The sequence below is a fragment of the Candidatus Pelagibacter sp. HIMB1623 genome (genome assembly GCF_052047695.1).
Taxonomy (GTDB): Bacteria; Pseudomonadota; Alphaproteobacteria; order Pelagibacterales; family Pelagibacteraceae; genus Pelagibacter.
Map to the genome: position 1 here is coordinate 56868 of NZ_JBNAJN010000001.1, position 22084 is coordinate 78951.

Sequence of the window (22084 nt, forward strand, 5' to 3'; positions counted from 1 at the left end):
AAGCACTCTCCATGTCTTTTAAAAAACTAATTAGTTCTTTTGGTTTTTTTGATAATTTGTAATACCTGTTCTAAGTTTATCAATAATCTCATCTATATGTTTTTCTTCACATATAAATTGAGGGGCAATAATTAGACAGTCACCAGTTGCTTTAAAGTTTACTCCTGCTTCATAACAAGCTTTAAAACATTCATAACCTGCTTTACCTGGTTTAGTATTCATTTTCATGTCAATACCACCCATCATTCCATAACCTCTTATATTCTCAACAGACTCTAAATCTTGAAGAGAAAATAATCCTTTTTGAAAATAAGGTGCTAAATTTTTTGCTCTATTAAATATATCTTCTTTTTCAAAAATATCTTGAACTGCTAAACCTGCTGCTACTGCAACTGGAATTCCTGAATAAGTGTAACCATGAAATAACTCAACAGATCCCATTGGTGAAGCATCCATTACAGCATCATAAATTTCATCTTTACATGCAACAACACCCATAGGAACAACGCCGTTGGTAGTTGCTTTAGCCATAGTCATTAAATCTGGAGTAACACCAAATTCATGACTTGCAAAAGCTGAACCAGTTCTGCCCCAACCTGTAATTACTTCATCAAAAATTAAAAGTATTCCATGCTTGTCACAAATCTCTCTTAGTTTTTGTAAATATCCTTTTGGTGGAACTAAAGTTCCAGTAGATCCAGCAATTGGTTCTACTATACAAGCTGCAATATTTTCTGGTCCAAAGTTACTTGCAATTCTCTCTAAATCATCTGCAAGATCTCCTCCTGTTTCAGGTTGACCACTAACAAATTTGTGTTCTGGCAAATGTGTATGTCTCATGTGTTGGACACCTGGCATCAAGATACTTGCAAATGTTTTAACATTATTAATCATTCCACCAACTGAAACACATCCGATATTCATTCCGTGATAACCTCGTTCACGTCCAACAAATCTAAATCTATGAGCGTTTCCTTTTGCTCTATGATAAGCAATTGCAATTTTAATTGCAGTTTCAACCGCAGTCGATCCACAAATAGTAAAAAACATTTTGTTTAAATCACCTGGAGTGTGTTTTGAAATTTTTGTAGCTAATTCAAATGAACCACCAAAACCTTGTTGGAATGGTTGCGCGTAATCTAAAGTTTCTAATTGTTTAGTAACTGCTTCTGTAATTTCTCTTCTTCCATGTCCTAATGGATTACAAAATAATCCTGAGCTCGCATCAATTTGTGTTTTTCCATGGTGAGTTTTTAAATAAACTCCTTTTGCTTCGGTAATTAATCTTGGGTTTGCTTTAAAGTCTTTATTCGATGTAAACGGCATCCAATGTTCATTTAATGAATTTGGAACTGAAGTTCTTGTCTCTGAGCTCATAAATTTTTTTCTCTCTTTAATTAGCTGTTATAAATATTCTCAACTATTAGACTAAATCAATTTGATTTCTAGAAATATTTTGACCACCCAAAATGATGCGTCATAAGTATACAACTTTTAATTGAATTATTTTTTTTGTTTTACAAGTGCTCAAAATTGAATTTAAATAAAGATAATTTAATTAAATTAACATAGGGGAATAAATGAAAAAAATACTAAGTTTTATTCTAGGATCTATTTTTGCTCTTAACCTTTCAATTTCAGTTGCAAACTCTGCAGCTAATGAGGTTAGAGTTGCATACTTTCTAGAATGGCCAAGTCCAAATCTAGAGGACATGCAGAAGAAAAATTTTGCAAAAGCTCTTGGTGTACCAGTTAAGTGGACAAACTTCACTAACGGTGGAGCTATGACTGATGCAATGTTAGCAGGAGATATTGATATTTCTTACTCACAAGGTTTAGTACCTTTCATTAACGCTGTAAAATCTAACGCGCCAATCAAATTAGTTGATATCGCAATGGAATACGGAATGGGTGGAACAACTTGTGTAACTTCAAATGCATCTGGAATTACAAAAGCTAACGCTACTGAATTAGAAGGTAAAAAAGTTGCTGTTCCGCTTGGAACAATGGCTGAATACGTTTTTGATGAAAGTATGAAAGTTGTTGGTGCTGACAGAGGTAAAATGGATATCATTCAAATGGACCCAGAAGAAGGTGCTGCTGCATTAGTAAGCGGTGATGTTGTAATGGCATGTTTATTTGGTGGTAACTCTATTAAAGCAGCAACTGCAGTTGGTTCAAGATTATTAACTGTAGATGAAGCAAGAGCTGCTGGTATCTTAGGTATAGATATCACATCTGTTACAGATAAATTCATGAAAGAAAATCCAGGAATGTTAAGAACTTTCATAGAAGTAACTCACGAAGCAAACGATAGATACAGAGCAGGTAAATCTGATATGAATTCTATGGCAAAAGCTTCTGAAATGAAAGTTGCTGATATGAAAGAAACTTTAAGTGGATTTAAATTCTTAACTCCAGAAGAAACTAAAGCTTCTATGGAGAGCGGAAACTTAGATGGTTTCTTAAAAGGAATGGGAACTCCATCTGGTAACGTAGACACAAGTTTCTTACCTTTGTAATTTTAAAGGTTTAAAACTTTTTAAATAGGCACTGATTTAAAAAATTAGTGCCTATTTTTTTTAAAAAATTTCTAATATAAGGGCGCTATGAGTGATCTTGTTTCTCAAAATCTAAACATGATTTTTAAAACTCCAAAAGGAGAAACAGTTCATGCATTAAAAGATGTTAGTTTTACTTTAAAAAAAGGAGAACTACTTACTGTTCTTGGCCCATCTGGGTGTGGAAAAACAACTTTATTAAATATTACCGCAGGATTTTTAAGACCTACTTCAGGAAAAATTACTTTAAATAATAATGAAATAGATGGGCCTGGTGTTGAAAGAGGAATGGTATTTCAACAAGGTGCTTTATTTGAGTGGTTAACAGTTGCTGAAAACGTCAACTTTGGTCTTCGTATGAAAAAAGAAGATCCAGAAGTAACAGCAAAAAAAGTTGAAGAATGGTTAGATATAGTTGGTTTAAAAGGATTTGGTAACACGCCTACTTATCAATTATCAGGTGGTATGCAGCAAAGAGTTGCTCTTGCAAGATGTTTGATCAATGATCCTGATTTAATTTTAATGGATGAACCATTGGGTGCTTTAGATGCATTAACAAGAGAAAAGATGCAATCATTAGTTTTAAAAATTTGGAAAGAAACAGGAAAAACTATTATTTTAATTACTCACTCTGTTGAAGAAGCTCTTTTACTTGGTGAAAGATTATATGTAATGGCACCAAGACCTGGAAGAATACATAAAGAGTACAATCTTCCATTTGCTGAAATGGGTCTTACTCAAGATCTAAGAGAAATTAAAAAAAATAAAGAATTTTCATCTACTAGAGAAGAAATTTTATCCATGATCTGGAATATGGAAGAAGAGATAATGGGGAAAGATAATTAATGTTAACCCAATTTGTAACAATACTAATTATCGTTTCAGTTATTGGATGTATTCTTTATGGAAGAAGATTAATCAGAACTGAAAAAGTAGATGCTGTTTTTGGAAATCCAGAAAGAGCTAAAGGTGGAACGCACTGGGTAATTGTTGGAAGTAGTGCAATCTTGATGCTATGGCTTTATTATTCATGGGATATTGCAAAAGGTTTTTATCCAAAATCAGCAAATGAATTATGTCAGGTTGCTAAAATCAATGAGTCGTTATTAGGTTTAAAATATCAATTCCCTATTGAAGAGAGAGAATTCAAAAGTACATCCATTATTAAAATTGAAAATAAAAATCTTACAAAAATTGCAAATGAGATAAATGGATCTCCTGATCTGAATGATCAACAAAAAACAATTCTTGTAAGCTACATTGATAGAACTTCCAAATTAATTCCACTTTTAACAAGTGAAGAGTTAATGGAAATGGATACCAAAATTAAACTCCAAGAAATAACAGAGGAAATAAAACTTCTTAGTTCTAACTTTCAAAAGAAAGATTATCCTTTTGAGACAGATGCTCAAAAAACTGAAAGGCAAAAACTTATTGATGAACAAGGTGGTTGGGGAATTACTACAATAGACGCTGGAAGTGGTTCTATTGAAAATACAATTGAAATACCAACTGCACCTCAAACAAATAAAGGTTTAAAATTTCATGCAGCTGCAGCAGAATTAAAAAAAATTGACGACAAGTTTTTTAAATTAAAAAATCATAATCCACCTTTCAAAAGCTCAATTAAACAACTTAAAGATGACATTAAAGCTTACAGAAAAGGTTTAGATGATAGTGAGGAGATTGCATCTGATTATGCAAAAAATATAGTTAAAATTGCAAGAAGAATAGAATTTGCAAGTATCTACCCTCCTAATGCATTAAATGAAATGCAAGCAGCAATTATTGAGTTTGATGAGTTACAAAATAAAGAACAAGCTGGATTAAGATTAATCGATATACTTTTATTTCCTGCTGGAACAATTGTAGCTAGTGGACCTACTTGTTCAGAACAAGGTTCTGGTAGATGGTTACCAAAACCATCTGATACATTTAATAAGTTTGTCTTGATGTCCAAACCAAGTGTTGGATACAAAAATGTTCCTCTTTTATGGATTGAAATGGTTGATGTAAGTAAAATGATTGGCTTCGTTTTACCAGATTGGATAGCTGATATCTTACCTGGTGAGTATCCAGTTCATACAAAAGATGGAATAGTTAAAGAGAACTTTAAAAGCAATGTTTTAAAAGTTGTTACTGGTGACTTTAAATTATTCAAAGTTCCTGTTCCATATGGGCATATCTGGGACTCTTTTATGCGGGTATTTTTAGGATTAGTGTTCGGAATTATTATTGGTGTTCCATTAGGATTATTTATGGGTCTTAATAGATTTGCAAAAGGTTTCTTTGATCCATTAATTGAACTTTATAGACCAGTTCCCCCACTTGCTTGGGCTCCATTAATTATTTCTGTACTTGGAATTGATAACTCTGGAAAAATATTTTTATTATTTATGGTATCTTTGTCTATTATGATTATTTCAGCAAGAGCTGGAGCATCAGGAACTCAATTATCAAAAATTCATGCTGCTCACTCATTAGGAGCTACAAAAAAACAAATCTTAAGATATGTAATTTTCCCAAATTCTCTTCCAGAAATTCTAACAGGAATAAGAGTTGCGGTTGGTATGTGCTGGGGAACATTGGTTGCAGCAGAATTTTTAGCTGGAACAACTGGTATTGGTTTCGTTGAAAATGTTGCTAAAAAATACTTCCAATACGAAGTTATTTGGATAACGATATTTATTATGGGTCTTCTTGGTTTATTGTTCGATGTAACTTTAAGAAAGATAATTGATAAAACTATTCCATGGCGTGGAAAAGGATAAATGAAAACTCCTTTGTTAAAAAATCAAGTAATTAAAATTTTTCAAAAATTTGGTTTAAGTAAAGAACATGCTTTAATTTCTGCTAATGCTTTAATAAATGCAGAGTTAGTTGGAGCTTATGGTCATGGTTTATCAAGACTTAAAATGTACTGTGATCGAATTTCTAAAAAATTAATTAATCCAAAACCAAGAATAAAAGTTAAGAAAATTTCATCTTCTATTTCTCATATTGATGCAAATAATAGTATTGGATTTGTTGCTGCTGATCTTGGAATAAAAACTGCAATTAAACATGCACAAAAAACTGGGATAGGAATGGTGGCAGTTAAAAATAGTGGTCACTATGGTTTATCAGGTTATTACGCAGAACAAGCAGTTAAGAAAAATTTAATAACAATGATTTATACAAATGCTCCTCCAGCAGTTGCTCCTCATGGTGCATTAAAAACTTTATTTGGAACTAATCCAATTTGTTTTGGCACCCCTACTGGTTCTAAAATTCCTTTTATTTTAGATACCTCAATCTCAATGATAAACAGAGGTAAAATTAGAGTTGCAGCAAGAAACAATCAAACAATTCCAGCTGGTGTGGCCTTAGATAAATTTGGAAAACCGACTACTGATGCAAAAAAAGCATTAGCAGGAGTTCAATTACCTATTGCTGGTTTTAGAGGTTCGGGACTTGCTTGGATGGTTGATATTTTAAGTGGAGTATTAACAGGAGGAAATCACGCAGGTCAAGTTAAAGATCCTTTTGATGACTTTTCAGGACCACAAAATATAGGTCATTTGTTTATAACGTTTAAAGCAAACTTATTTCAAAAAAATTATAATCAAAGAATTAAAGACAATATTAAAACAATTAAAAAACTTCCTAAAATTAAAGGTGTTAAAGAAATAATGTATCCAGGACAAAATAAATTTAATCGTTACAAACAAAATCTTAAAAAAGAAATAAACATTCCAGATTTAATCAAAAAAGATTTAGAAATTTTAATAAGTTAAAAAACTAATAACACCTAAAGAAGCAACAACAGAAGATAGGATAATTGTTCTTTTTACCTTCTCTTTCTTTTTTTCACTAATAAGTCTTTGCTTTAGAACATTTACATCAACTGTCTTAACAGTTTCAGATAAATCAGAGGGGTTATCGATTTTAGCAAATGTTCTGTTTAAGCTTTCTGTACTCATAATTTTTTTAATATAAAATTATCTAATCATTAGTATTTACATTATTACATATTAGGAATGTCCAAAATGGGTTGACTCTGATTTATGTATTGTCCATATTGGGTTTTTTTAAATTATGAGCATACTACCAAGCATATCTGACGCACTAGATGAAAAAAAAGTGACATCAGCAATCAATAAAAAATTTAATAATTTTGTTCCTGCTTTTTATAAATTTGTATCTGAATGGATAATCAACGCTTATTCAAATTTCAAAGACATAGAAATGTACATGATCTTGATCTATTTGGTTAATAATGATTTTAAATTTTATAGAAAAAATGGAATTCAGGTTGATTACAATACATTTTATCAGGACAAAACTTTAGAAATTGAGGAAATTAAAATTATTGAAATATCAGAGGCTCTTGAAATACCCAAAGAAAGTGTAAGAAGAAAAATTATTATATTAGAAAAACTAGGAGTGCTTAAAAGATCAAGAAAAAAAATTTTTATTGATAGAACTGCTTATGAAACAGTACGGCCAGAAAGTGCATTAAAAAATATATCGTATTTAGTATCAATTTCCTCAAAAATTTTAAAACAAGAAAATAAAATTCCAAACTTTTTTTCTTCTGAAGAAATATCAGACACAATTAAGAAAAATTTCTCATTTTGTTGGTACGAATTTTATAAATTTATTTTTTCTTACTATTTCAGATGGAGAAAAATATTAGGCGATTTAGAAACATTAAGTATAGCTTTACTTATAATTTCTAATGCATCATCAAATAAAGATTTAATTATTCAGGATATAGATATTGAAAAATGGAGAAATAGAATTTCTCACGCAGATAAAGTTGGTTTAAATTCTATGTCAATATCAGACATAACTGGTATCCCAAGACCAACAGTTGTTAGGAAAGTAAATAGTTTGATTAAACAAGGATATGCTAAGATTGATCAAAAAAAATTAATTTCACTGAATATTGAAAAAAAAGTTTTTTCAAATACCCAGAAAATGCAAGAACGAACGGTTAAAGATGTCTCAGTACTAATTTATAAAATCTTAAATAAAGCTTCTATTAATTAGATCTTCTTAAAATATATATAAAAATAAATCCTGTAATATACATCACTAAAGCATAAGCAGCTGTTGGTATCATGTAAGCAACGTCATTAAAAATTTGGGTTGCTACAAATACTGCTAAAGTTCCATTTTGAAGACCACACTCTAACGAAATACATTTTCTTTGAGCAATTCCAGTTGCAAAAGCTTTCGCAATATAAAAAGCTAAAATCATCATCACTATATTTAAGATTAAAACTGCTATTCCTGCTTGAGCTAAATAATTAAAAATATTTTCTCTTTCTTCAATCCATATCGCTGCAAATACAATAACAAACAATAAACTAGTAGTTCTATTGACGATATTAATATTTGAAGAGATAAAATTTTCTGCAAATCCTCTTATGACCATTCCTATAATTACTGGAACAGTTATAACTAAAGCCATTTTTAATGCAATCCCGGTCATAGTAATATCTGTAGACATTTCAGTAACCCCTAGCATTCCAGCTGAGGTAAAAACTATAAATGGAACTGAAATAATACTAATTAAACTTCCAACAGCTGTTAAAGAAATTGATAAAGCTACATCTCCATCTGCAAACTTAGTAAGAACATTTGATGTAACACCTCCTGGTGCAGCAGCTATAATCATTAAACCTAAAGCTATTTCAATTGGTAATCTTAAAATTAAAACTAATATGTATGCTACAATTGGTAAGAGTATTAATTGGCAAGTTATTCCAATTAAAAAATCTTTAGGATTTCTAATTACTCTCGTAAAATCTTTTACAGATAAACCAAGTCCAAGGCCTAACATAATTAAAGCTAAAGCTAATGGCGCAATTTTTGTAACTATTTCCATATGAACGATTGTTTAAACTTATACCATTCTTACAAATTTAATAACTAAAATAAAAATTAAACCTGAAGGTGAATTGGTCAATATAACTAGTGACATTTATTTCTAATTATTATTTATTTCATAAAAACTAACTTAAAGAGGAAATTATGAAAAATCTAATTAAGATAGCTTCTATCGTCCTTCTTTTTTCATTAACAATGTTTGGGTTAACAAACAAAGCTTCTGCTGCAAAATTAACTTTATATTGCAGCGTTGAAATTGATGTTTGTGAAATGCTTGAACAAGCATATGAAAAAGAAACAGGCACAAAAGTTGCTATGACAAGAGCAAGTAGTGGAGAAACTTTTGCTAAAATTAAAGCAGAGGCCTCTAATCCAAAAGGAGATGTTTGGTTTGGTGGAACAGGTGATCCACACTTAACAGCTGCTCAGGAAAATTTAACTGAAGAATATAAATCAAAACACTTTGATGATTTATTACCAGCAGCTCAAAACCAAGCAAAAAATGCTAACTATAAATCTGTAGGAATTTATGTTGGTGCATTAGGTTTTGGATACAACAAAGATCTTTTAGCAAAAAAAGGTCTTCCAGCTCCTAAATCATGGATGGATTTAACAAAACCAATCTACAAAGGTGAAATCCAAGTAGCAAATCCAAATTCATCTGGAACTGCTTACACAACCTTAGCTACAATTCTTCAAATTTTTGGAGAAGATAAGGGTTGGGATTACATGAAGAAACTTCATGCAAATATAAATACTTACACTAAATCAGGTTCTGCTCCAATTAAAGCAACTGGAAGAGGTGAAAACTTAATTGGTATTTGTTTCCAACACGATGGTGTGAAACAAACTAAGAAAGGTTTACCTGTAGTAACTGTTTCTCCTGAAGAAGGAACTGGTTATGAAGTTGGATCAATGAGTATTATTGCTGGTGCAAGAAATATGAAGGAAGCTAAAAAGTTTTATGACTGGGCATTAAGTCCTGCAATACAAACTATGGTGTTCACTTCAGGAAAATCTTTGCAAGTACCATCTAATACTAAAGCAAAAGCTGATCCTGATGCTCCAGATTTATCAACTATAAACTTGATTGATTACAATTTTAAAGTTTATGGAGACAAATCAACAAGAGCGAGTCTGTTATCTAAGTGGGATAAAGACGTATCTGTAATTCCTAGATAATTTAAGGAATTAATGAGAGGGCTCGTCATTTGTTGGATACTTATAGGTGGAGTAGGTTTTTTTATCTTCCCATGGTATGTAACAGGTGACGGGTTTTTCTCAATCAATTGGATTTTAGAGTATTCTTTAGAAGATTACGGCTCTGCCCTACCTCAAGTTTTTATAAATAAAAAATATTGGTTATTCCCATTAATCTTTCCATTATTTCTACCTTTAACCACAGTTAAATTAAATCAAACCAATCCTCTGTATTCAAAAATATTTTTGTACTCAGGTTTATTTGGTTTTTTTTATTTTTTCTTACAAGGGTTCTCAGTTGGGATCAGAGGATGGAATTATGAAATATTCCAATCAATTTTTGGAGATGTAGAAAATCAATATGGAATGGGTTCAGGTGCAGTATTAACATGTTGTGCTTTTATTTTTTATATTACTCATGGTCTTGCTTCTCGTGGTTGGTTAAATGGAGATAATTTTATTGTAGGAAGTATTGGAAGTATAATTATTTTAGTATCTACTTTTGTATTTTTTCCAATATTTAGAATGTTTGGTGTGGCCTTTAAGGGAACTGAAGGTGGTTACGAAATAAGTAATTTTTCAGAAAAGATTTTTAACAAAGGGATATGGGGATTAGATTGTTTATACAGTGATTATGCTTGTGGTGTTTTTTGGAACACTATTACCATGGGTACCCTTACAGCTTTTTCATCGACAATTTTAGGTTTAGGTTTTGCACTTTTAATAGCAAGAACCAGTTTTAAATTTAAAAAAACAGTAAGAATATTATCTGTTTTACCAATTATTACTCCTCCATTTGTAATTGGTTTAGCTATCATAATTTTATTTGGAAGAACCGGTGTTGTAAGTTCATTTCTTGAATGGGGATTTGATATCGAACCTTCAAGATGGATTTATGGTTTGCCAGGGATTTGGTTTGCACAAACTCTTGCTTTCACACCTATTGCATTTTTAGTTTTAATTGGAGTTGTTGAAAGTGTCAGTCCATCAATGGAAGAGGCATCACAAACATTAAGGGCTTCTAAATGGCAAGTCTTTAAAACTGTTACATTACCTTTAATGAGACCAGGAATTGCAAACGCATTTTTACTTGGGTTTATTGAAAGTTTAGCAGACTTTGGAAACCCATTAGTGCTTGGAGCTGAATATGATGTTTTGTCTACTGAAATATTTTTTGCAATTGTAGGTGCACAATATGATGAAACTAAAGCAGCAATACTTGCAATGATTTTATTGTCTGTTGTTTTAGTTGTTTTTTATCTTCAAAATCAGTGGTTAGGAAAAAAATCTTATATTTCAATTTCAGGTAAAGGAGATAGCGGTGTTCATCCTGAGCTACCAAATAAAACAAAATGGGTCATTTATTCAACAGTACTTCCATGGGCTTTACTAACTTTTATTATCTACGTCATGATTATGTTTGGTGGATTTGTGGAGATGTGGGGCATTGATCATAGCTTTACTTTAAAACATTATATTGAAGCCTTTAGTGTTGAATGGGTAGAAGACAGAGGCTTCTTGTGGACAGGAACTGCATGGAACTCATTTAATACAACATTTACAATTGCTTTGATTTCATCTTTACCAACTGCTGCAATAGGAATTTTAACTGCGTATCTTTTAACAAGACATAGATTTAAAGGTAAAAATGCTTTCGAATTTGGTACCATGTTAAGTTTTGCAATACCTGGTAGTGTTATTGGTGTTAGTTATGTTTTTGCTTTTAACGTTCCACCTTTAGAGCTAACAGGTACAGGAATAATTTTAGTAATTGCATTTGTATTTAGAAATATGCCAGTTGGGGTCAGAGCTGGAATAGCTGCCATGAATCAACTCGATCCTCATTTAGATGAAGCTTCTTCAACTTTAAATGCATCAAGTGCTCAAACTTTTAGAAATATAATTCTTCCATTGCTTAAACCAGCAATTACTGCTTCATTAGTATTTAGTTTTGTAAGAGCAATGACAGCAATTAGTGCTGTTATATTCTTGGTCAGTGCAAATTACGACCTAGCAGTATCTTATATTTTAGGAAGATTAGAAAATAATGACTATGGTTTAGCGATAGTATATTCATCTGCTTTAATTGTAGTAATGTTGTTTACAATTATGTTAATGCAATTAATAATAGGAAAACGTAAACTAGGAAGAAGAGATCAAAACTCATCAATTTTACAGGGAATTTAGATAATGAAAAAAGCTGAAGTAAAGTTTGAAAATATTACAAAGAAATTTAACGAAACTACAGCTGTTGATAATGTTAGTTGTAAATTTGAAGCTGGAACTTTAACAACCTTACTTGGTCCTTCTGGATGTGGAAAAACAACTTCACTGAGGATTATTGCAGGTCTTGAAAGAGCTACAAGTGGAAAAATTTTAGTTGATGATGAGGACGTAACATTACTACCTGCAACAGATAGAGATGTATCTATGGTATTTCAATCTTACGCTTTATTTCCACACATGAGTGTATTGGAAAATGTTTCTTATGGCTTAAAAATGATCAATGTAAATAAAGAGGAATACGTTCAAAAATCATTAGAAACATTAAAACTAGTAAATCTTGAGGGATATGAAAATAGAATGCCTTCAGAATTATCTGGAGGACAACAACAAAGAGTTGCTGTTGCAAGAGCGATTGTGTTGGAGCCAAAAGTACTTCTATTTGATGAGCCTCTTTCAAACTTGGATGCAAAATTAAGAAGACAGGTGAGAGAAGATATTAGGGAAATCCAACAAAAGTTGGGGGTAACAACTATTTACGTAACACATGATCAAGAAGAAGCTTTGGCTATTTCAGACAAAGTAATTGTAATGAACAATGCAGTAATTGCTCAAGAAGGTAGTCCAAAAGATCTTTATAATTTTCCTAGAAACAAATTTGTTGCAAACTTTATTGGTGATGCAAATGTTGTGAAAGCTGAGGTAATAAATAAAAATTCAAATTCATTTGATATCAAAATAGCTGAAATGAATATCAAAATTCAAAGTAACAACGAGTTAGATGGAGATATTTCTGTTGCATTAAGACCAGAAAAAATATCAATTGATAGAAATAAAGGTGATAACTGTATTCATGCGACTGTAAATAATGCATCTTTTGTGGGCAGTAGTTATCAATATATTTTAAATTCTAAAGTTGGTAAATTGTATGTTGTATCTGGTGATACAAATGACATTTTTAAAGTTGGAGAAGAAGTTTTCTTGAGTATAAATGAGCAAGAAGTAAAAATTCTTAACGACTAATATTATGCTTTCAAATAAAGAAATTATCTGTCCAAATAAACTATTAGATATAGCTCATAGTAAAAAAGGAGTAAGAGTTGCAGTTGTAAATGCTGGTAAACCCTTACCCATGTTATCTGTTCAAGATGCTGTAAATGAAAATTTAATTGAACCAGTTTTTATTGGTCATGAAGTTGAAATACAAAAATGTGCTGAAGATCTTGGTTGGGATATATCAAAATACGAACTTATTCATGAGCCAGTTGAAAACAATACAGCAAAAATTGCAGCTAAACTTGCAAGTGAGGGTAAAGTTAAAATAATTGTTAAAGGACATATTCATACCGATGTACTTATGAAAGAAGTATTAAAACGAGAATACAATTTATTAGGCAAAACTAGATTAAGTCATATCTGGCATATGACTATTGGAAAAGATGATAAGCCATTAATAATAACTGATGGTGCTTTAAATGTTTTACCAAATGTTAAAACCAAAATGCATATTTTAAAAAATGTAATAAATTTTTCAAATCGTATTGGAATTGAAAGACCAAAGGTATCTGTATTGTCTGCAACAGAAGAAGTTTTAGAAAGTGTACCAAGTTCAATTGAAGCTGCTGAAATATCAAAACTTGCTAAAGAAGAAAATTTAAACGCAGATGTATTTGGACCTTTGGCATTTGATAATAGTATTTCAAAAAAATCTGCTGGTATTAAAGGTATTAAAAATTTAGTTGCTGGAGAAGCAGATGTATTATTGGTTCCAAGCGTTGAAACTGGAAATGCTCTTGTTAAAATGATGATTTATTTTATGGGTTCATGTGCTGCAGGAGTTGTAGTAGGAGGAAAAGTTCCAGTTGTAATAACAAGTAGATCTGATGAAGCGCAAGCAAGATTAGCATCTATAGCTGCGGCAGTAGTAGCTTTGGACTAAATGATTAATTGAATTTTATAAAAAATTAACTTAAAAAACTTAAAATTTTAAAAGGAGAGAAATGGCAATTACATACTTAAAAAAATCACCAAAAACATCATCAACTGATGATACAAAAACAAGAGAAATAGTTGAAAATATTCTTAAAGATATTGAGACAAGCAAAGAAGAAGGTTGTAAAGAGCTTTCAAAAAAATTTGATAAGTATGAAGGTGAAGTAGTTATCTCTAAAGAAAAAATTGAAGATATTAAAAAAAATTTAGATCAAAAAACAAAAGATGATGTCCAGTTTGCTCATGAAAGAGTAAGAAAGTTTGCTGAAGCTCAATTAAAAAATTATGGTCAAGATTTTGAAGTTGAATTATCTGAAGGTTTGTATGCAGGTCAAAGGTTAATTCCTGTTAATACAGCCGGATGTTATGTGCCTGCTGGAAGATATGCTCACATTGCATCTGCAGTAATGAGTGTAACAACTGCTAAAGTTGCTGGAGTTAAAAATATTTTAGTATGTAGCTCTCCAAAACCTGGTGTTGGGGTTCATCCAACTATTGTTTACACAGCTGATCTTTGTGGTGCAGATGTAATTATGAACCTTGGTGGTGTTCAAGCAATTGCTGCAATGACAAATGGTTTATTTGGAAATGCACCTGCTGATATATTGGTAGGTCCAGGCAACCAATTTGTTGCTGAAGCTAAAAGAATTTTATTTGGTAAAGTAGGTATTGATTTATTTGCAGGTCCAACAGAAATTGGAATTATTGCTGATGAAAACGCAGATCCAGAAATTGTTGCAGTAGATTTAGTTGGTCAAGCAGAACATGGATACAATTCACCAGCTTGGCTTTATACAACAAGTAAAGAATTAGCAGAAAAGGTAATTAAAAGAGTGCCTGAACTTATTGCTGATCTTCCTGAGTTACCAAGAACTAATGCTGAAGCTGCTTGGAGAGATTACGGAGAAGTTGTTCTTTGTGATACAGACGAGGAAATGGCTACAATTAGTGATGAGTATGCTCCTGAACACTTGGAAGTTCAAACTAAAAACTTAGAGTGGTTCCACAAAAGATTAAAAAATTATGGCTCTTTATTTATTGGTGAAGAAACAACTGTTGCTTATGGTGATAAATGTTCAGGAACAAATCATATTCTTCCAACTAAAGGTGCTGGAAGATATACGGGTGGTTTGTTTGTTGGTAAATTTATCAAAACTTTAAGTTTCCAAAGAATGACTAAAGAATCTACTGAACTTGTTGGAGCAGCTGCTGCTAGACTTTCAAGATATGAAGGAATGGAAGCTCATGCTAGAACTGGTGATGTTAGATTGAAAAAATACGGTTACTAAACAATTTATTAAATAGGTTTTAACATGAAAAAATTTGAAGAAGTAATGAGCGTCAGCAATGAAATTGAAAACATTACTGCTGAAGAAGCTAAAAAGAAATTAAACGATCCTAACGTTCAATTTATTGATGTTAGAGATAAAGAAAGTTTTTCTAAAGGTACTATTGGAAATGCAATGCATTTAGATAGAGGTTTGCTAGAATTTTATTTAGCTGAAGGAAGTCCTATTGAAAACGATACTTTTAAAAATAATCCTGACAAAGAATATGTTGTGTTTTGTGGACTAGGTGGACAAGGAACCCTTGCTACAAAAACAATGAAAGAAATGGGAATTAAGAACGTTAAAAATATTACAGGCGGTATGTCTGAGTGGGATAAGTTAAAAGATTAGTCCTTAATTAAATCTAAAACATCAATACCTATTTGCTTAAGTATATGTATTAAGTCTATAGGTACCCAGTTTTCTCTAATTTTACCTTCGTGGTGATGATAAAAATCCATAACTCTCATAGTTACCTTTTGATTATCAGATTTGTATCCTAACCAATCATCTGACCCATAAACTGCTTGTATGCTATGCCAGCCAGCAGTCATTGAAAAGTTTCCATCACCAAGTTCACAGTAGTGTCCCAGTTTCCAATAATTTCTTTCTTTAAAAGTTTTTCTAAATGGTAACTGATGATTATCAACAAATCCTTCTAGGTTTCTTCCAGTACCTATTCCACTTGGCCCATACCATATCATTTTATCATGCCAAAATTCACTTTGTGGATGATTTATTAATTTATCTTTTAATTCTTCATCTGAATTAGTTTCCAACTCTGGCTTTATATTCAAGCTTCTTTGCATTGTTAAAGATTGGTCTAAACTTGCTTCAGAAACTTTCATATCTTTTTCAAAATAATTTACACCATCAGTATTAATTGGATTTAGCCAATTCCCTTCTGAACCTCTTGAAGGTTTAATTGGATTTTTGCCAGTCTGAAATATCAAATCTAATAAATCAATTAAGATATAACTTTCTACTATTTTATCATTTTTCAATTCATGAACTTCGCAGCATTTAAGATTTACCATTTTATTAATTGGCTTTATTCCAAAAATAGGTTTTTTGAATGTGCCTGAAAGCATAGATACTGATCCAACCTGAACTTTATCTCTAAATGTACCTCCAATGACTATCTGCTCTCTTCTCTCAATGTCAGGAAAAGCTTCAAATAGAGGTAACCAAAATTTTTCTTTAAAAGTATTTGCACCTTCAAATTCATTAACAGGGTGAAAACAATTAACTTTTACATCTTTATCAAAATAATTTTCTATATTTTGATCTAATTTAGATATTCCACCTTCTATAATTGTTTTTAAGTAGCCTCTTACTTTTGTTTTATTATTGAAATTTTCTTCAGGTGTAATTTCTAATTTTTTTACACCTTGCTGTTCTTTTAAACCTGTATCAAATTGTTGTATTGGCATTTATAATAATTTAAGTAGGGTTAATATCATAATTCAATTAAAAAAACATATGGAAAATAGGTTAGCAAAGTTTAATGAGCTGGTTCCAAGCACCCTACCCTTTGTGGAAGGAAAACTTGAAGGGCATAAAGAAAGAAAAAATTATTCTATAGTTGGACCTGGTGTAGCTGAAGATAGCAAACAATTTATAAAAATTGCTATGCCTCATAGTTTTAATTTAGGCGCTGTGTCAGCACTTCCCCAAAATGGTTCGGGCCTACATAGTCATACAACTGCAGAAGTATTTGTTATTTATTCTGGTAGATGGAGATTTTATTGGGGAGCAGAAGGAAAAGATGAAACAATTTTGAATGCTGGTGACATAATTTCAATGCCAACAAATATGTTTAGAGCATTTGAAAACGCTGGTGATGAAGAAGGATTAATTTTTGTTGTTTTAGGTGGAGATGATCCTGGAATTATAACTTGGGTTCCAAGTGTTTTAGAAAAAGCAAAAAAAACTGGTATGGCACTATTAAATGATAATTCATTAATTGATTTATCTATTAATCAAATTCCAGACGGAAAAACAATTCTCGAGCCTATTTCTCAAGAGGAAATAAAAAAATTTGATAACTATAAATTGGATCAACTAGAAAAGTTTATTTGTAAAAGTAATGAAAATTCAAAATATGAAAATAAATTAAATGAGAATATTAATTTAATTCAAATTCTTGGAAACAAATTTGAAAAAAAAGAATTCTCACCAGTTATAAATCAAGATACAGGATTTAATCTTTCGATCTTAAAATCTAGTAAGGGTCATATAACCAATTTAAAATTTGAAAAACCTACAATAATGTTCTCAAGAACTGGAAAATGGGAAATAATGATTGATGATTTTCAGTGTGTTTTAAATGCTAAAGACACAATTTCTATTCCAATTAATTCGAACGTTAATATTAAAATAGATGAAAAAGAGGAATGTTACTTAAATTGTGTAACTCAAATCTAATGAAAGGTTTTGATCCTAAATATAAAAACTTTCCTGATTACATACTAAAAATAACTAAACAAATTTGGGAAAATAAAGATGTTGAGTCTATTGCTCAATTTTATAGCGATAATATTCCAGTTAGATCACCATTTGGTGTCACCTATGGAAACAAACCTGTAATTGATGCTACTTATGCTACATTAAAAGAATTTCCTAACAGACAATTGCTTGGTGAAGATGTGATTTGGAATGGAAATGATAATGAGGGTTATCATTCATCTCATAGAATTTTAAGCAAAGGAACACATCTTGGTGATGGTTCGTATGGCAAACCAACTGGTAAAGATATTTACTATAGAGTAATTGCTGATTGTGCATGCAAAAACAATCAAGTCTATGATGAATGGATTGTTCGTGATCAAGGTGCAATGGTAAGACAAATAGGATTTACACCTAAAGATTTTGCTCAAATGCTTATAGATAAAGAAGGTGGTGTTGATAAAGCAAAACAATTGTTTAATTCAAACTCTGAGATGAATTCAGATTACAAACAAGGCATTGTACCTGATAATTCTGCTGGAGGTAAATACTCCAAAACATTAAAAAATATCTTTAAAGATGATTATGATTTTTCTGATTATGCAAGAGCTGCAACTATATTTTGGCCTGGAAACAAAATTGGACATGGGAGAGAGGATATAATCAAATTTTGGAATACTTTGAAAAATACTTTTAGCGATATAAAGTTTTCTATAGAGCACATTGGTTATTTGGAAGAAGTAGATAAAAATCCTAAAGCATCAATAAGATGGTTTCTAGAAGGTAAACATTCTAAAGACACTGAAGAATTTGGAGAAAAATCAAATCAAAATATTTTTATAATGGGTATAAACCATGCAGAAATAATTGATGGAAATGTTATAAGAGAATGGGTTTTGTTTGATGAGGTTGCAATTTGGAAACAAATTTTAATGAAATAAATTATGAGTAAAATTAAAACAACACATGTTGGAAGTTTACCAAGATCTAATGAATTATCCGATCTTTTATTTAAGAAAGATCAAAAAGAAAAAATAGATTTAAATCAATTTGATGAAATTGTTCAAAGAGATGTAAATGAAATTGTTAAAAAACAATTAGATGTTGGGATTGACTATATTAGTGATGGTGAAATGTCTAAGATTAGCTATGCAACTTATGTTAAAGATAGAATTGATGGCTTTTCAGGAGAGAGTGAAAGAAAAGCACCAAAAGATTTAGATGACTTTCCATCTTTTAAAGAAAGAATTGCAAGAACAGGCGGTACTCCTACTTACACAAGACCTTGTTGTACAAGTGAATTAAAAATTAAAGATAAAACTTCCCTAACAAAAGATATAAATAATTTTAAACAAGCTTTAAAAAAAAATAATCATAAAGATGCGTTCATGAATGCTGCTTCTCCAGGAGTTATTTCAGCTTTCTTGCCCAACAAATTTTATAAAAATGATGATGAATATTTAGAAAATTTATCTAACCTGATGAAAGATGAATATGAAGAAATTACATCAAATGGATTAAAACTTCAGTTAGATTGTCCAGATTTAGCACTTGCAAGACACATGACTTTTAAGGATTTGTCTGAAAAAGAATTTTTAATCAGAGCAGAAAAACAAATAGAGTGTTTAAACAACGCCATTAGTAATATTGATAGCTCTAAAATAAGAATGCACATTTGCTGGGGTAATTATGAGGGACCTCATTTACATGACATTGCACTAGAAAAAATTATGCCAATAGCTTTAAAGGCTAATATACAAACCTACTTAATTGAGTCGTCAAATCCAAGACATTCTCATGAGTGGCAAATTTTTGAAAATTTAAAAATTCCAAAAGATAAAATAATTGCTCCTGGAGTTATCGACTCAACCACAAACTTTGTCGAACATCCCGAGGTTGTAAAAAATAGAATTTTAACTTATTCAAAAGTCGTTGAGAAAGATCAGCTGGTAGCAGGAACAGATTGTGGTTTTAGCACCTTTGCTGGCTTTGGAAATGTTGATGAAAATATTGTTTATAAGAAGCTAGAGTCTTTGGTGCATGGCGCAGAACTTGCGTCAAAAGTGATTTAATTTCCTCTTTAATTTAAACTTCGTAATAGATATAGTTTTTGAACTTAAATTATAATTTAACAATAAATATAAAGAGAGAAAACATATGAGAAAAATACTAGTTACTTTATTGTTTTTACTTTTTGGAACTTCTGCTTATGCAGATTGTAACATCAAAAGTGGTTCAATAAATATTTTGGCTAATGATTTTCCTGCATTAAGAACTTTCGTTGAAACTTCTAAACAATGTAAAGGAAGTGCAGATTTTAAAGTGACTCATTCATCTGAGCACAATAAAATCGCAGTGCCAGCTCTTACTGCAAATCCATCTGAATTTTCAGCTAGAATTGCAGCAAACAGTTCAATCGTTCCTTTAATGAACCAAGACTTAATAAGACCTTTAGATGATCTTGTTAAAAAATATGGAAAAGGAATTCAAGACTCTCAATTGATCACAATTGATGGAAAAGTTATGGCTGTAGCATTTATGGCTAACACACAACACTTATACTATAGAGAAGATGTTTTAAAAGATCTTGGTATAGCTGTTCCAAAAACATATGAAGAGGTAGTTGCTGCTTCTGAAAAAATTAGAGCTTCAGGAAAAATGCAATATCCATATGCTGCTGCTTACAAAGCAGGTTGGAACTTAGCTGAGGAATTTGTGAACATGTACATTGGTCATGGTGGTGAATTCTTTAAGTCTGGAAGTGCAGAACCAAATGTAAATAACGCAAAAGGTGTAGCTACTTTAAACATGCTTAAAAAATTATCTGAATTAAGTAACCCAGATTATTTAACACATGATAGTGAAGCTATTAAAGTCGAATGGGAAGCAGGAAATGTTGCATTAATGACATTGTGGGCTTCTAGATCAGGTACACTTTTAGATGATGAAGGTGATGCTAATATTACTAAGGCTACAAAACTAACAGGTCCAGCTACTGTTGCTGGTGGAAATATCCCAGCTGCAACTTTATGGTGGGATGGTTTCACACTTGCAAAAAATAGACCTGATGCTGATGCTGAAGCAACATTTAGAGCTTTAGCGCACGCTGCATCAAATAAGAAAATGGTTGCTGATGCTGCTGACCAAGCTGTTTGGTTAGTAGAAGGATTTGTTCCAGGACCAAAATCTATTGGTGTAATTGAAGCTGTAAAAATGGGTGCAAAACCATATCCAATGTTACCACAAATGGGTTTAATGCATGGTGCATTAGGAAGTGAGATTGTTGAGTTTTTACAAGGTAAAGAGTCAGCTGAACAAGCATTGAAAGATGTTGAAGCTGCTTACACTAGTAAAGCTAAAGAACAAGGCTTTCTATAAAATCTAATCTTTAAGTGGGGACTTGATCCCCACTTAACTAAAATTTTCATGCCTAATAAAACTTTTTTTTGGTTTTTTTTACCGACAGGATTAGCAATGGTCCTATTTATTGGGCTTCCTATCATTTCTACAGGAGTTCAATCTTTTTACGCTCAGCATGATCAAGTAGTTAAAGAAGTTAAAAAATGTGATCCATTTGGCTGTACTGTTTCAATTGTAGTCGATAATGAAGCAACTACTAAAATAAGAGAAGCAAAACCTCTTGGAAAATTTAATGGTTTTGGGACGTATATAGATAGAAACCATTTAGCAACAGAAGAAATAAAAAAATTTTGGAATGAAACAGAAACTTTTGGTGAATTTGTTGATCAAGTAACCAATCTACCATTTTACAAAGCACTAATATTTACATTAACTTATTGTATATTTGTAACTCCAAATGTCTTGTTGTTAGGTTTTATTATAGCTTTGAGCTTAAACGCAATCTCAAGAAAAATTAGAGGTCCTTTAATTTTTGGTACTATTTTACCAATGATTGTAACTCCGCTAGTTGGATCTTTAGTATTATTTTGGATGATAGACTCTCAAGGAATAATTGGTGCTAATATTCAAAATTTAATGAATGATCCATATTTGTCTTTGAAATCCTCTAAAACTCTAACTTGGATAACAATTATTATATATGGAATTTGGCATCACTCCCCTTTTGCATTTGTAGTTTTCTATGCTGCGCTTCAAACAGTTCCTCAAGAACCAATTGAAGCTGCAATTATTGATGGTGCTTCTAGATTTCAGAGAATTAAACATATAGTGCTCCCTCATATTTACCCGGTAGTAACATTTGTTGCCTTAATATCATTGATGGACAATTTTAGAGTATTTGAACCGATTATAGGTTTTAGTGCTGAAGGAAGCGCTCAATCTCTTTCATGGTTAATTTACGACAACTTAGTTAATGAAGAAGTAATTTTATTTGGTTCAGCAGCAGCAACATCGATGATGACAATCATCGGAATAGCTATTTTGCTTGCCCCTGTATTAGTTAGAACATGGAAAGAATTTAAAACTGCGAGATAA

20 protein-coding genes are annotated in these 22084 nt (G+C 31.3%); 16 read left to right on the forward strand and 4 right to left on the reverse strand.

Going from position 1 to position 22084, the window contains the following annotated elements; genetic code table 11:
* Positions 1 to 30 precede the first annotated feature (30 nt).
* On the reverse strand, positions 31 to 1377 hold the full coding sequence (locus ACTTBN_RS00320; protein ID WP_440680465.1) for an aspartate aminotransferase family protein: 1347 nt from the start codon (positions 1375 to 1377) through the stop codon (positions 31 to 33).
* Positions 1378 to 1580: 203 nt separating this feature from the next.
* Here ACTTBN_RS00320 and ACTTBN_RS00325 point away from each other — a divergent pair, with 203 nt between their 5' ends.
* From ACTTBN_RS00325 to ACTTBN_RS00340, 4 genes are all read left to right on the forward strand, one after another.
* Positions 1581 to 2522, forward strand: a complete 942-nt coding sequence (locus ACTTBN_RS00325) for an ABC transporter substrate-binding protein (RefSeq protein WP_440680466.1) — start codon at positions 1581 to 1583, stop codon at positions 2520 to 2522.
* 87 nt (positions 2523 to 2609) lie between these two features.
* Positions 2610 to 3407, forward strand: a complete 798-nt coding sequence (locus ACTTBN_RS00330) for an ABC transporter ATP-binding protein (RefSeq protein WP_440656848.1) — start codon at positions 2610 to 2612, stop codon at positions 3405 to 3407.
* Positions 3407 to 5332, forward strand: coding sequence for an ABC transporter permease (locus ACTTBN_RS00335; RefSeq protein WP_440680467.1), 1926 nt, complete (start codon positions 3407 to 3409; stop codon positions 5330 to 5332). The genes ACTTBN_RS00330 and ACTTBN_RS00335 overlap by 1 nt, the downstream gene beginning before the upstream one ends.
* Entirely contained in the window at positions 5333 to 6337 is a 1005-nt protein-coding gene (locus tag ACTTBN_RS00340) for an Ldh family oxidoreductase (RefSeq protein WP_440680468.1), read from the forward strand. It begins immediately after the preceding gene.
* Here ACTTBN_RS00340 and ACTTBN_RS00345 read toward each other — a convergent pair.
* On the reverse strand, positions 6326 to 6523 hold the full coding sequence (locus tag ACTTBN_RS00345; RefSeq protein WP_440680469.1) for a hypothetical protein: 198 nt from the start codon (positions 6521 to 6523) through the stop codon (positions 6326 to 6328). The genes ACTTBN_RS00340 and ACTTBN_RS00345 overlap by 12 nt on opposite strands.
* A 115-nt stretch (positions 6524 to 6638) precedes the next feature.
* On the opposite strand from ACTTBN_RS00345, the gene ACTTBN_RS00350 reads away from it, so the two are divergent.
* Positions 6639 to 7595: a MarR family transcriptional regulator gene (locus ACTTBN_RS00350; protein ID WP_440680470.1), complete on the forward strand. Its 957-nt coding sequence runs from the start codon at positions 6639 to 6641 to the stop codon at positions 7593 to 7595.
* On the opposite strand, the gene ACTTBN_RS00355 is transcribed toward ACTTBN_RS00350, so the two are convergent.
* Positions 7588 to 8436: a bile acid:sodium symporter family protein gene (locus ACTTBN_RS00355; protein ID WP_440680471.1), complete on the reverse strand. Its 849-nt coding sequence runs from the start codon at positions 8434 to 8436 to the stop codon at positions 7588 to 7590. The two genes, ACTTBN_RS00350 and ACTTBN_RS00355, sit on opposite strands and share 8 nt — an antisense overlap.
* Positions 8437 to 8582: 146 nt before the next feature.
* Here ACTTBN_RS00355 and ACTTBN_RS00360 point away from each other — a divergent pair, with 146 nt between their 5' ends.
* The 6 genes from ACTTBN_RS00360 (at position 8583) to ACTTBN_RS00385 (ending at position 15532) form a co-directional block, all read left to right on the forward strand.
* Positions 8583 to 9620 carry an ABC transporter substrate-binding protein gene (locus tag ACTTBN_RS00360; protein ID WP_440680472.1) on the forward strand — a complete coding sequence of 346 codons (1038 nt, stop codon included), beginning with the start codon at positions 8583 to 8585 and terminating at the stop codon, positions 9618 to 9620.
* Between the two features lie 12 nt (positions 9621 to 9632).
* Entirely contained in the window at positions 9633 to 11825 is a 2193-nt protein-coding gene (locus ACTTBN_RS00365; protein WP_440680473.1) for an ABC transporter permease, read from the forward strand.
* Between the two features lie 3 nt (positions 11826 to 11828).
* Positions 11829 to 12884 (forward strand): ABC transporter ATP-binding protein, encoded by a 1056-nt coding sequence (locus ACTTBN_RS00370; RefSeq protein WP_440680474.1) that lies wholly within the window; start codon positions 11829 to 11831, stop codon positions 12882 to 12884.
* 4 nt (positions 12885 to 12888) lie between these two features.
* The gene (locus ACTTBN_RS00375; RefSeq protein ID WP_440680475.1) at positions 12889 to 13800 is read left to right on the forward strand and encodes a bifunctional enoyl-CoA hydratase/phosphate acetyltransferase; all 912 of its coding nucleotides are present in this window, start codon (positions 12889 to 12891) and stop codon (positions 13798 to 13800) included.
* Between the two features lie 61 nt (positions 13801 to 13861).
* Complete coding sequence (hisD, locus tag ACTTBN_RS00380; protein WP_440680476.1) at positions 13862 to 15142, forward strand: histidinol dehydrogenase; 1281 nt, start codon at positions 13862 to 13864, stop codon at positions 15140 to 15142.
* Positions 15143 to 15166: 24 nt separating this feature from the next.
* Positions 15167 to 15532 carry a rhodanese-like domain-containing protein gene (locus tag ACTTBN_RS00385; protein WP_075505893.1) on the forward strand — a complete coding sequence of 122 codons (366 nt, stop codon included), beginning with the start codon at positions 15167 to 15169 and terminating at the stop codon, positions 15530 to 15532.
* Here the strand turns inward: ACTTBN_RS00385 and ACTTBN_RS00390 are convergent.
* Positions 15529 to 16614 (reverse strand): ester cyclase, encoded by a 1086-nt coding sequence (locus tag ACTTBN_RS00390; RefSeq protein WP_440680477.1) that lies wholly within the window; start codon positions 16612 to 16614, stop codon positions 15529 to 15531. The two genes, ACTTBN_RS00385 and ACTTBN_RS00390, sit on opposite strands and share 4 nt — an antisense overlap.
* A 49-nt stretch (positions 16615 to 16663) precedes the next feature.
* Here ACTTBN_RS00390 and ACTTBN_RS00395 point away from each other — a divergent pair, with 49 nt between their 5' ends.
* The 5 genes from ACTTBN_RS00395 (at position 16664) to ACTTBN_RS00415 (ending at position 22084) form a co-directional block, all read left to right on the forward strand.
* Complete coding sequence (locus tag ACTTBN_RS00395; protein ID WP_440680478.1) at positions 16664 to 17608, forward strand: cupin domain-containing protein; 945 nt, start codon at positions 16664 to 16666, stop codon at positions 17606 to 17608.
* Positions 17578 to 18570: an ester cyclase gene (locus ACTTBN_RS00400; RefSeq protein ID WP_440680479.1), complete on the forward strand. Its 993-nt coding sequence runs from the start codon at positions 17578 to 17580 to the stop codon at positions 18568 to 18570. Before ACTTBN_RS00395 ends, ACTTBN_RS00400 begins: the two co-directional genes overlap by 31 nt.
* A gap of 3 nt (positions 18571 to 18573) precedes the next feature.
* A complete protein-coding gene (locus tag ACTTBN_RS00405; RefSeq protein WP_440680480.1) occupies positions 18574 to 19701 on the forward strand; it encodes a cobalamin-independent methionine synthase II family protein in 1128 nt (375 codons plus the stop codon).
* 85 nt (positions 19702 to 19786) lie between these two features.
* On the forward strand, positions 19787 to 21007 hold the full coding sequence (locus ACTTBN_RS00410) for an ABC transporter substrate-binding protein (RefSeq protein ID WP_262590503.1): 1221 nt from the start codon (positions 19787 to 19789) through the stop codon (positions 21005 to 21007).
* A gap of 48 nt (positions 21008 to 21055) precedes the next feature.
* On the forward strand, positions 21056 to 22084 hold the full coding sequence (locus ACTTBN_RS00415) for a carbohydrate ABC transporter permease (protein ID WP_262590502.1): 1029 nt from the start codon (positions 21056 to 21058) through the stop codon (positions 22082 to 22084).

Coding starts and splice junctions, on each gene's coding strand:
- ACTTBN_RS00335 (WP_440680467.1), top strand. CDS start 3,407: ATGTTAACCCAATTTGTAACAATACTAATTATCGTTTCAGTTATTGGA.
- ACTTBN_RS00345 (WP_440680469.1), bottom strand. CDS start 6,523: ATGAGTACAGAAAGCTTAAACAGAACATTTGCTAAAATCGATAACCCC.
- ACTTBN_RS00400 (WP_440680479.1), top strand. CDS start 17,578: ATGTTACTTAAATTGTGTAACTCAAATCTAATGAAAGGTTTTGATCCT.
- ACTTBN_RS00320 (WP_440680465.1), bottom strand. CDS start 1,377: ATGAGCTCAGAGACAAGAACTTCAGTTCCAAATTCATTAAATGAACAT.
- ACTTBN_RS00360 (WP_440680472.1), top strand. CDS start 8,583: ATGAAAAATCTAATTAAGATAGCTTCTATCGTCCTTCTTTTTTCATTA.
- ACTTBN_RS00330 (WP_440656848.1), top strand. CDS start 2,610: ATGAGTGATCTTGTTTCTCAAAATCTAAACATGATTTTTAAAACTCCA.
- ACTTBN_RS00355 (WP_440680471.1), bottom strand. CDS start 8,436: ATGGAAATAGTTACAAAAATTGCGCCATTAGCTTTAGCTTTAATTATG.
- ACTTBN_RS00365 (WP_440680473.1), top strand. CDS start 9,633: ATGAGAGGGCTCGTCATTTGTTGGATACTTATAGGTGGAGTAGGTTTT.
- ACTTBN_RS00390 (WP_440680477.1), bottom strand. CDS start 16,614: ATGCCAATACAACAATTTGATACAGGTTTAAAAGAACAGCAAGGTGTA.
- ACTTBN_RS00410 (WP_262590503.1), top strand. CDS start 19,787: ATGAGAAAAATACTAGTTACTTTATTGTTTTTACTTTTTGGAACTTCT.
- ACTTBN_RS00325 (WP_440680466.1), top strand. CDS start 1,581: ATGAAAAAAATACTAAGTTTTATTCTAGGATCTATTTTTGCTCTTAAC.
- ACTTBN_RS00405 (WP_440680480.1), top strand. CDS start 18,574: ATGAGTAAAATTAAAACAACACATGTTGGAAGTTTACCAAGATCTAAT.
- ACTTBN_RS00395 (WP_440680478.1), top strand. CDS start 16,664: ATGGAAAATAGGTTAGCAAAGTTTAATGAGCTGGTTCCAAGCACCCTA.
- ACTTBN_RS00385 (WP_075505893.1), top strand. CDS start 15,167: ATGAAAAAATTTGAAGAAGTAATGAGCGTCAGCAATGAAATTGAAAAC.
- ACTTBN_RS00350 (WP_440680470.1), top strand. CDS start 6,639: ATGAGCATACTACCAAGCATATCTGACGCACTAGATGAAAAAAAAGTG.
- ACTTBN_RS00370 (WP_440680474.1), top strand. CDS start 11,829: ATGAAAAAAGCTGAAGTAAAGTTTGAAAATATTACAAAGAAATTTAAC.
- hisD (WP_440680476.1), top strand. CDS start 13,862: ATGGCAATTACATACTTAAAAAAATCACCAAAAACATCATCAACTGAT.
- ACTTBN_RS00340 (WP_440680468.1), top strand. CDS start 5,333: ATGAAAACTCCTTTGTTAAAAAATCAAGTAATTAAAATTTTTCAAAAA.
- ACTTBN_RS00375 (WP_440680475.1), top strand. CDS start 12,889: ATGCTTTCAAATAAAGAAATTATCTGTCCAAATAAACTATTAGATATA.
- ACTTBN_RS00415 (WP_262590502.1), top strand. CDS start 21,056: ATGCCTAATAAAACTTTTTTTTGGTTTTTTTTACCGACAGGATTAGCA.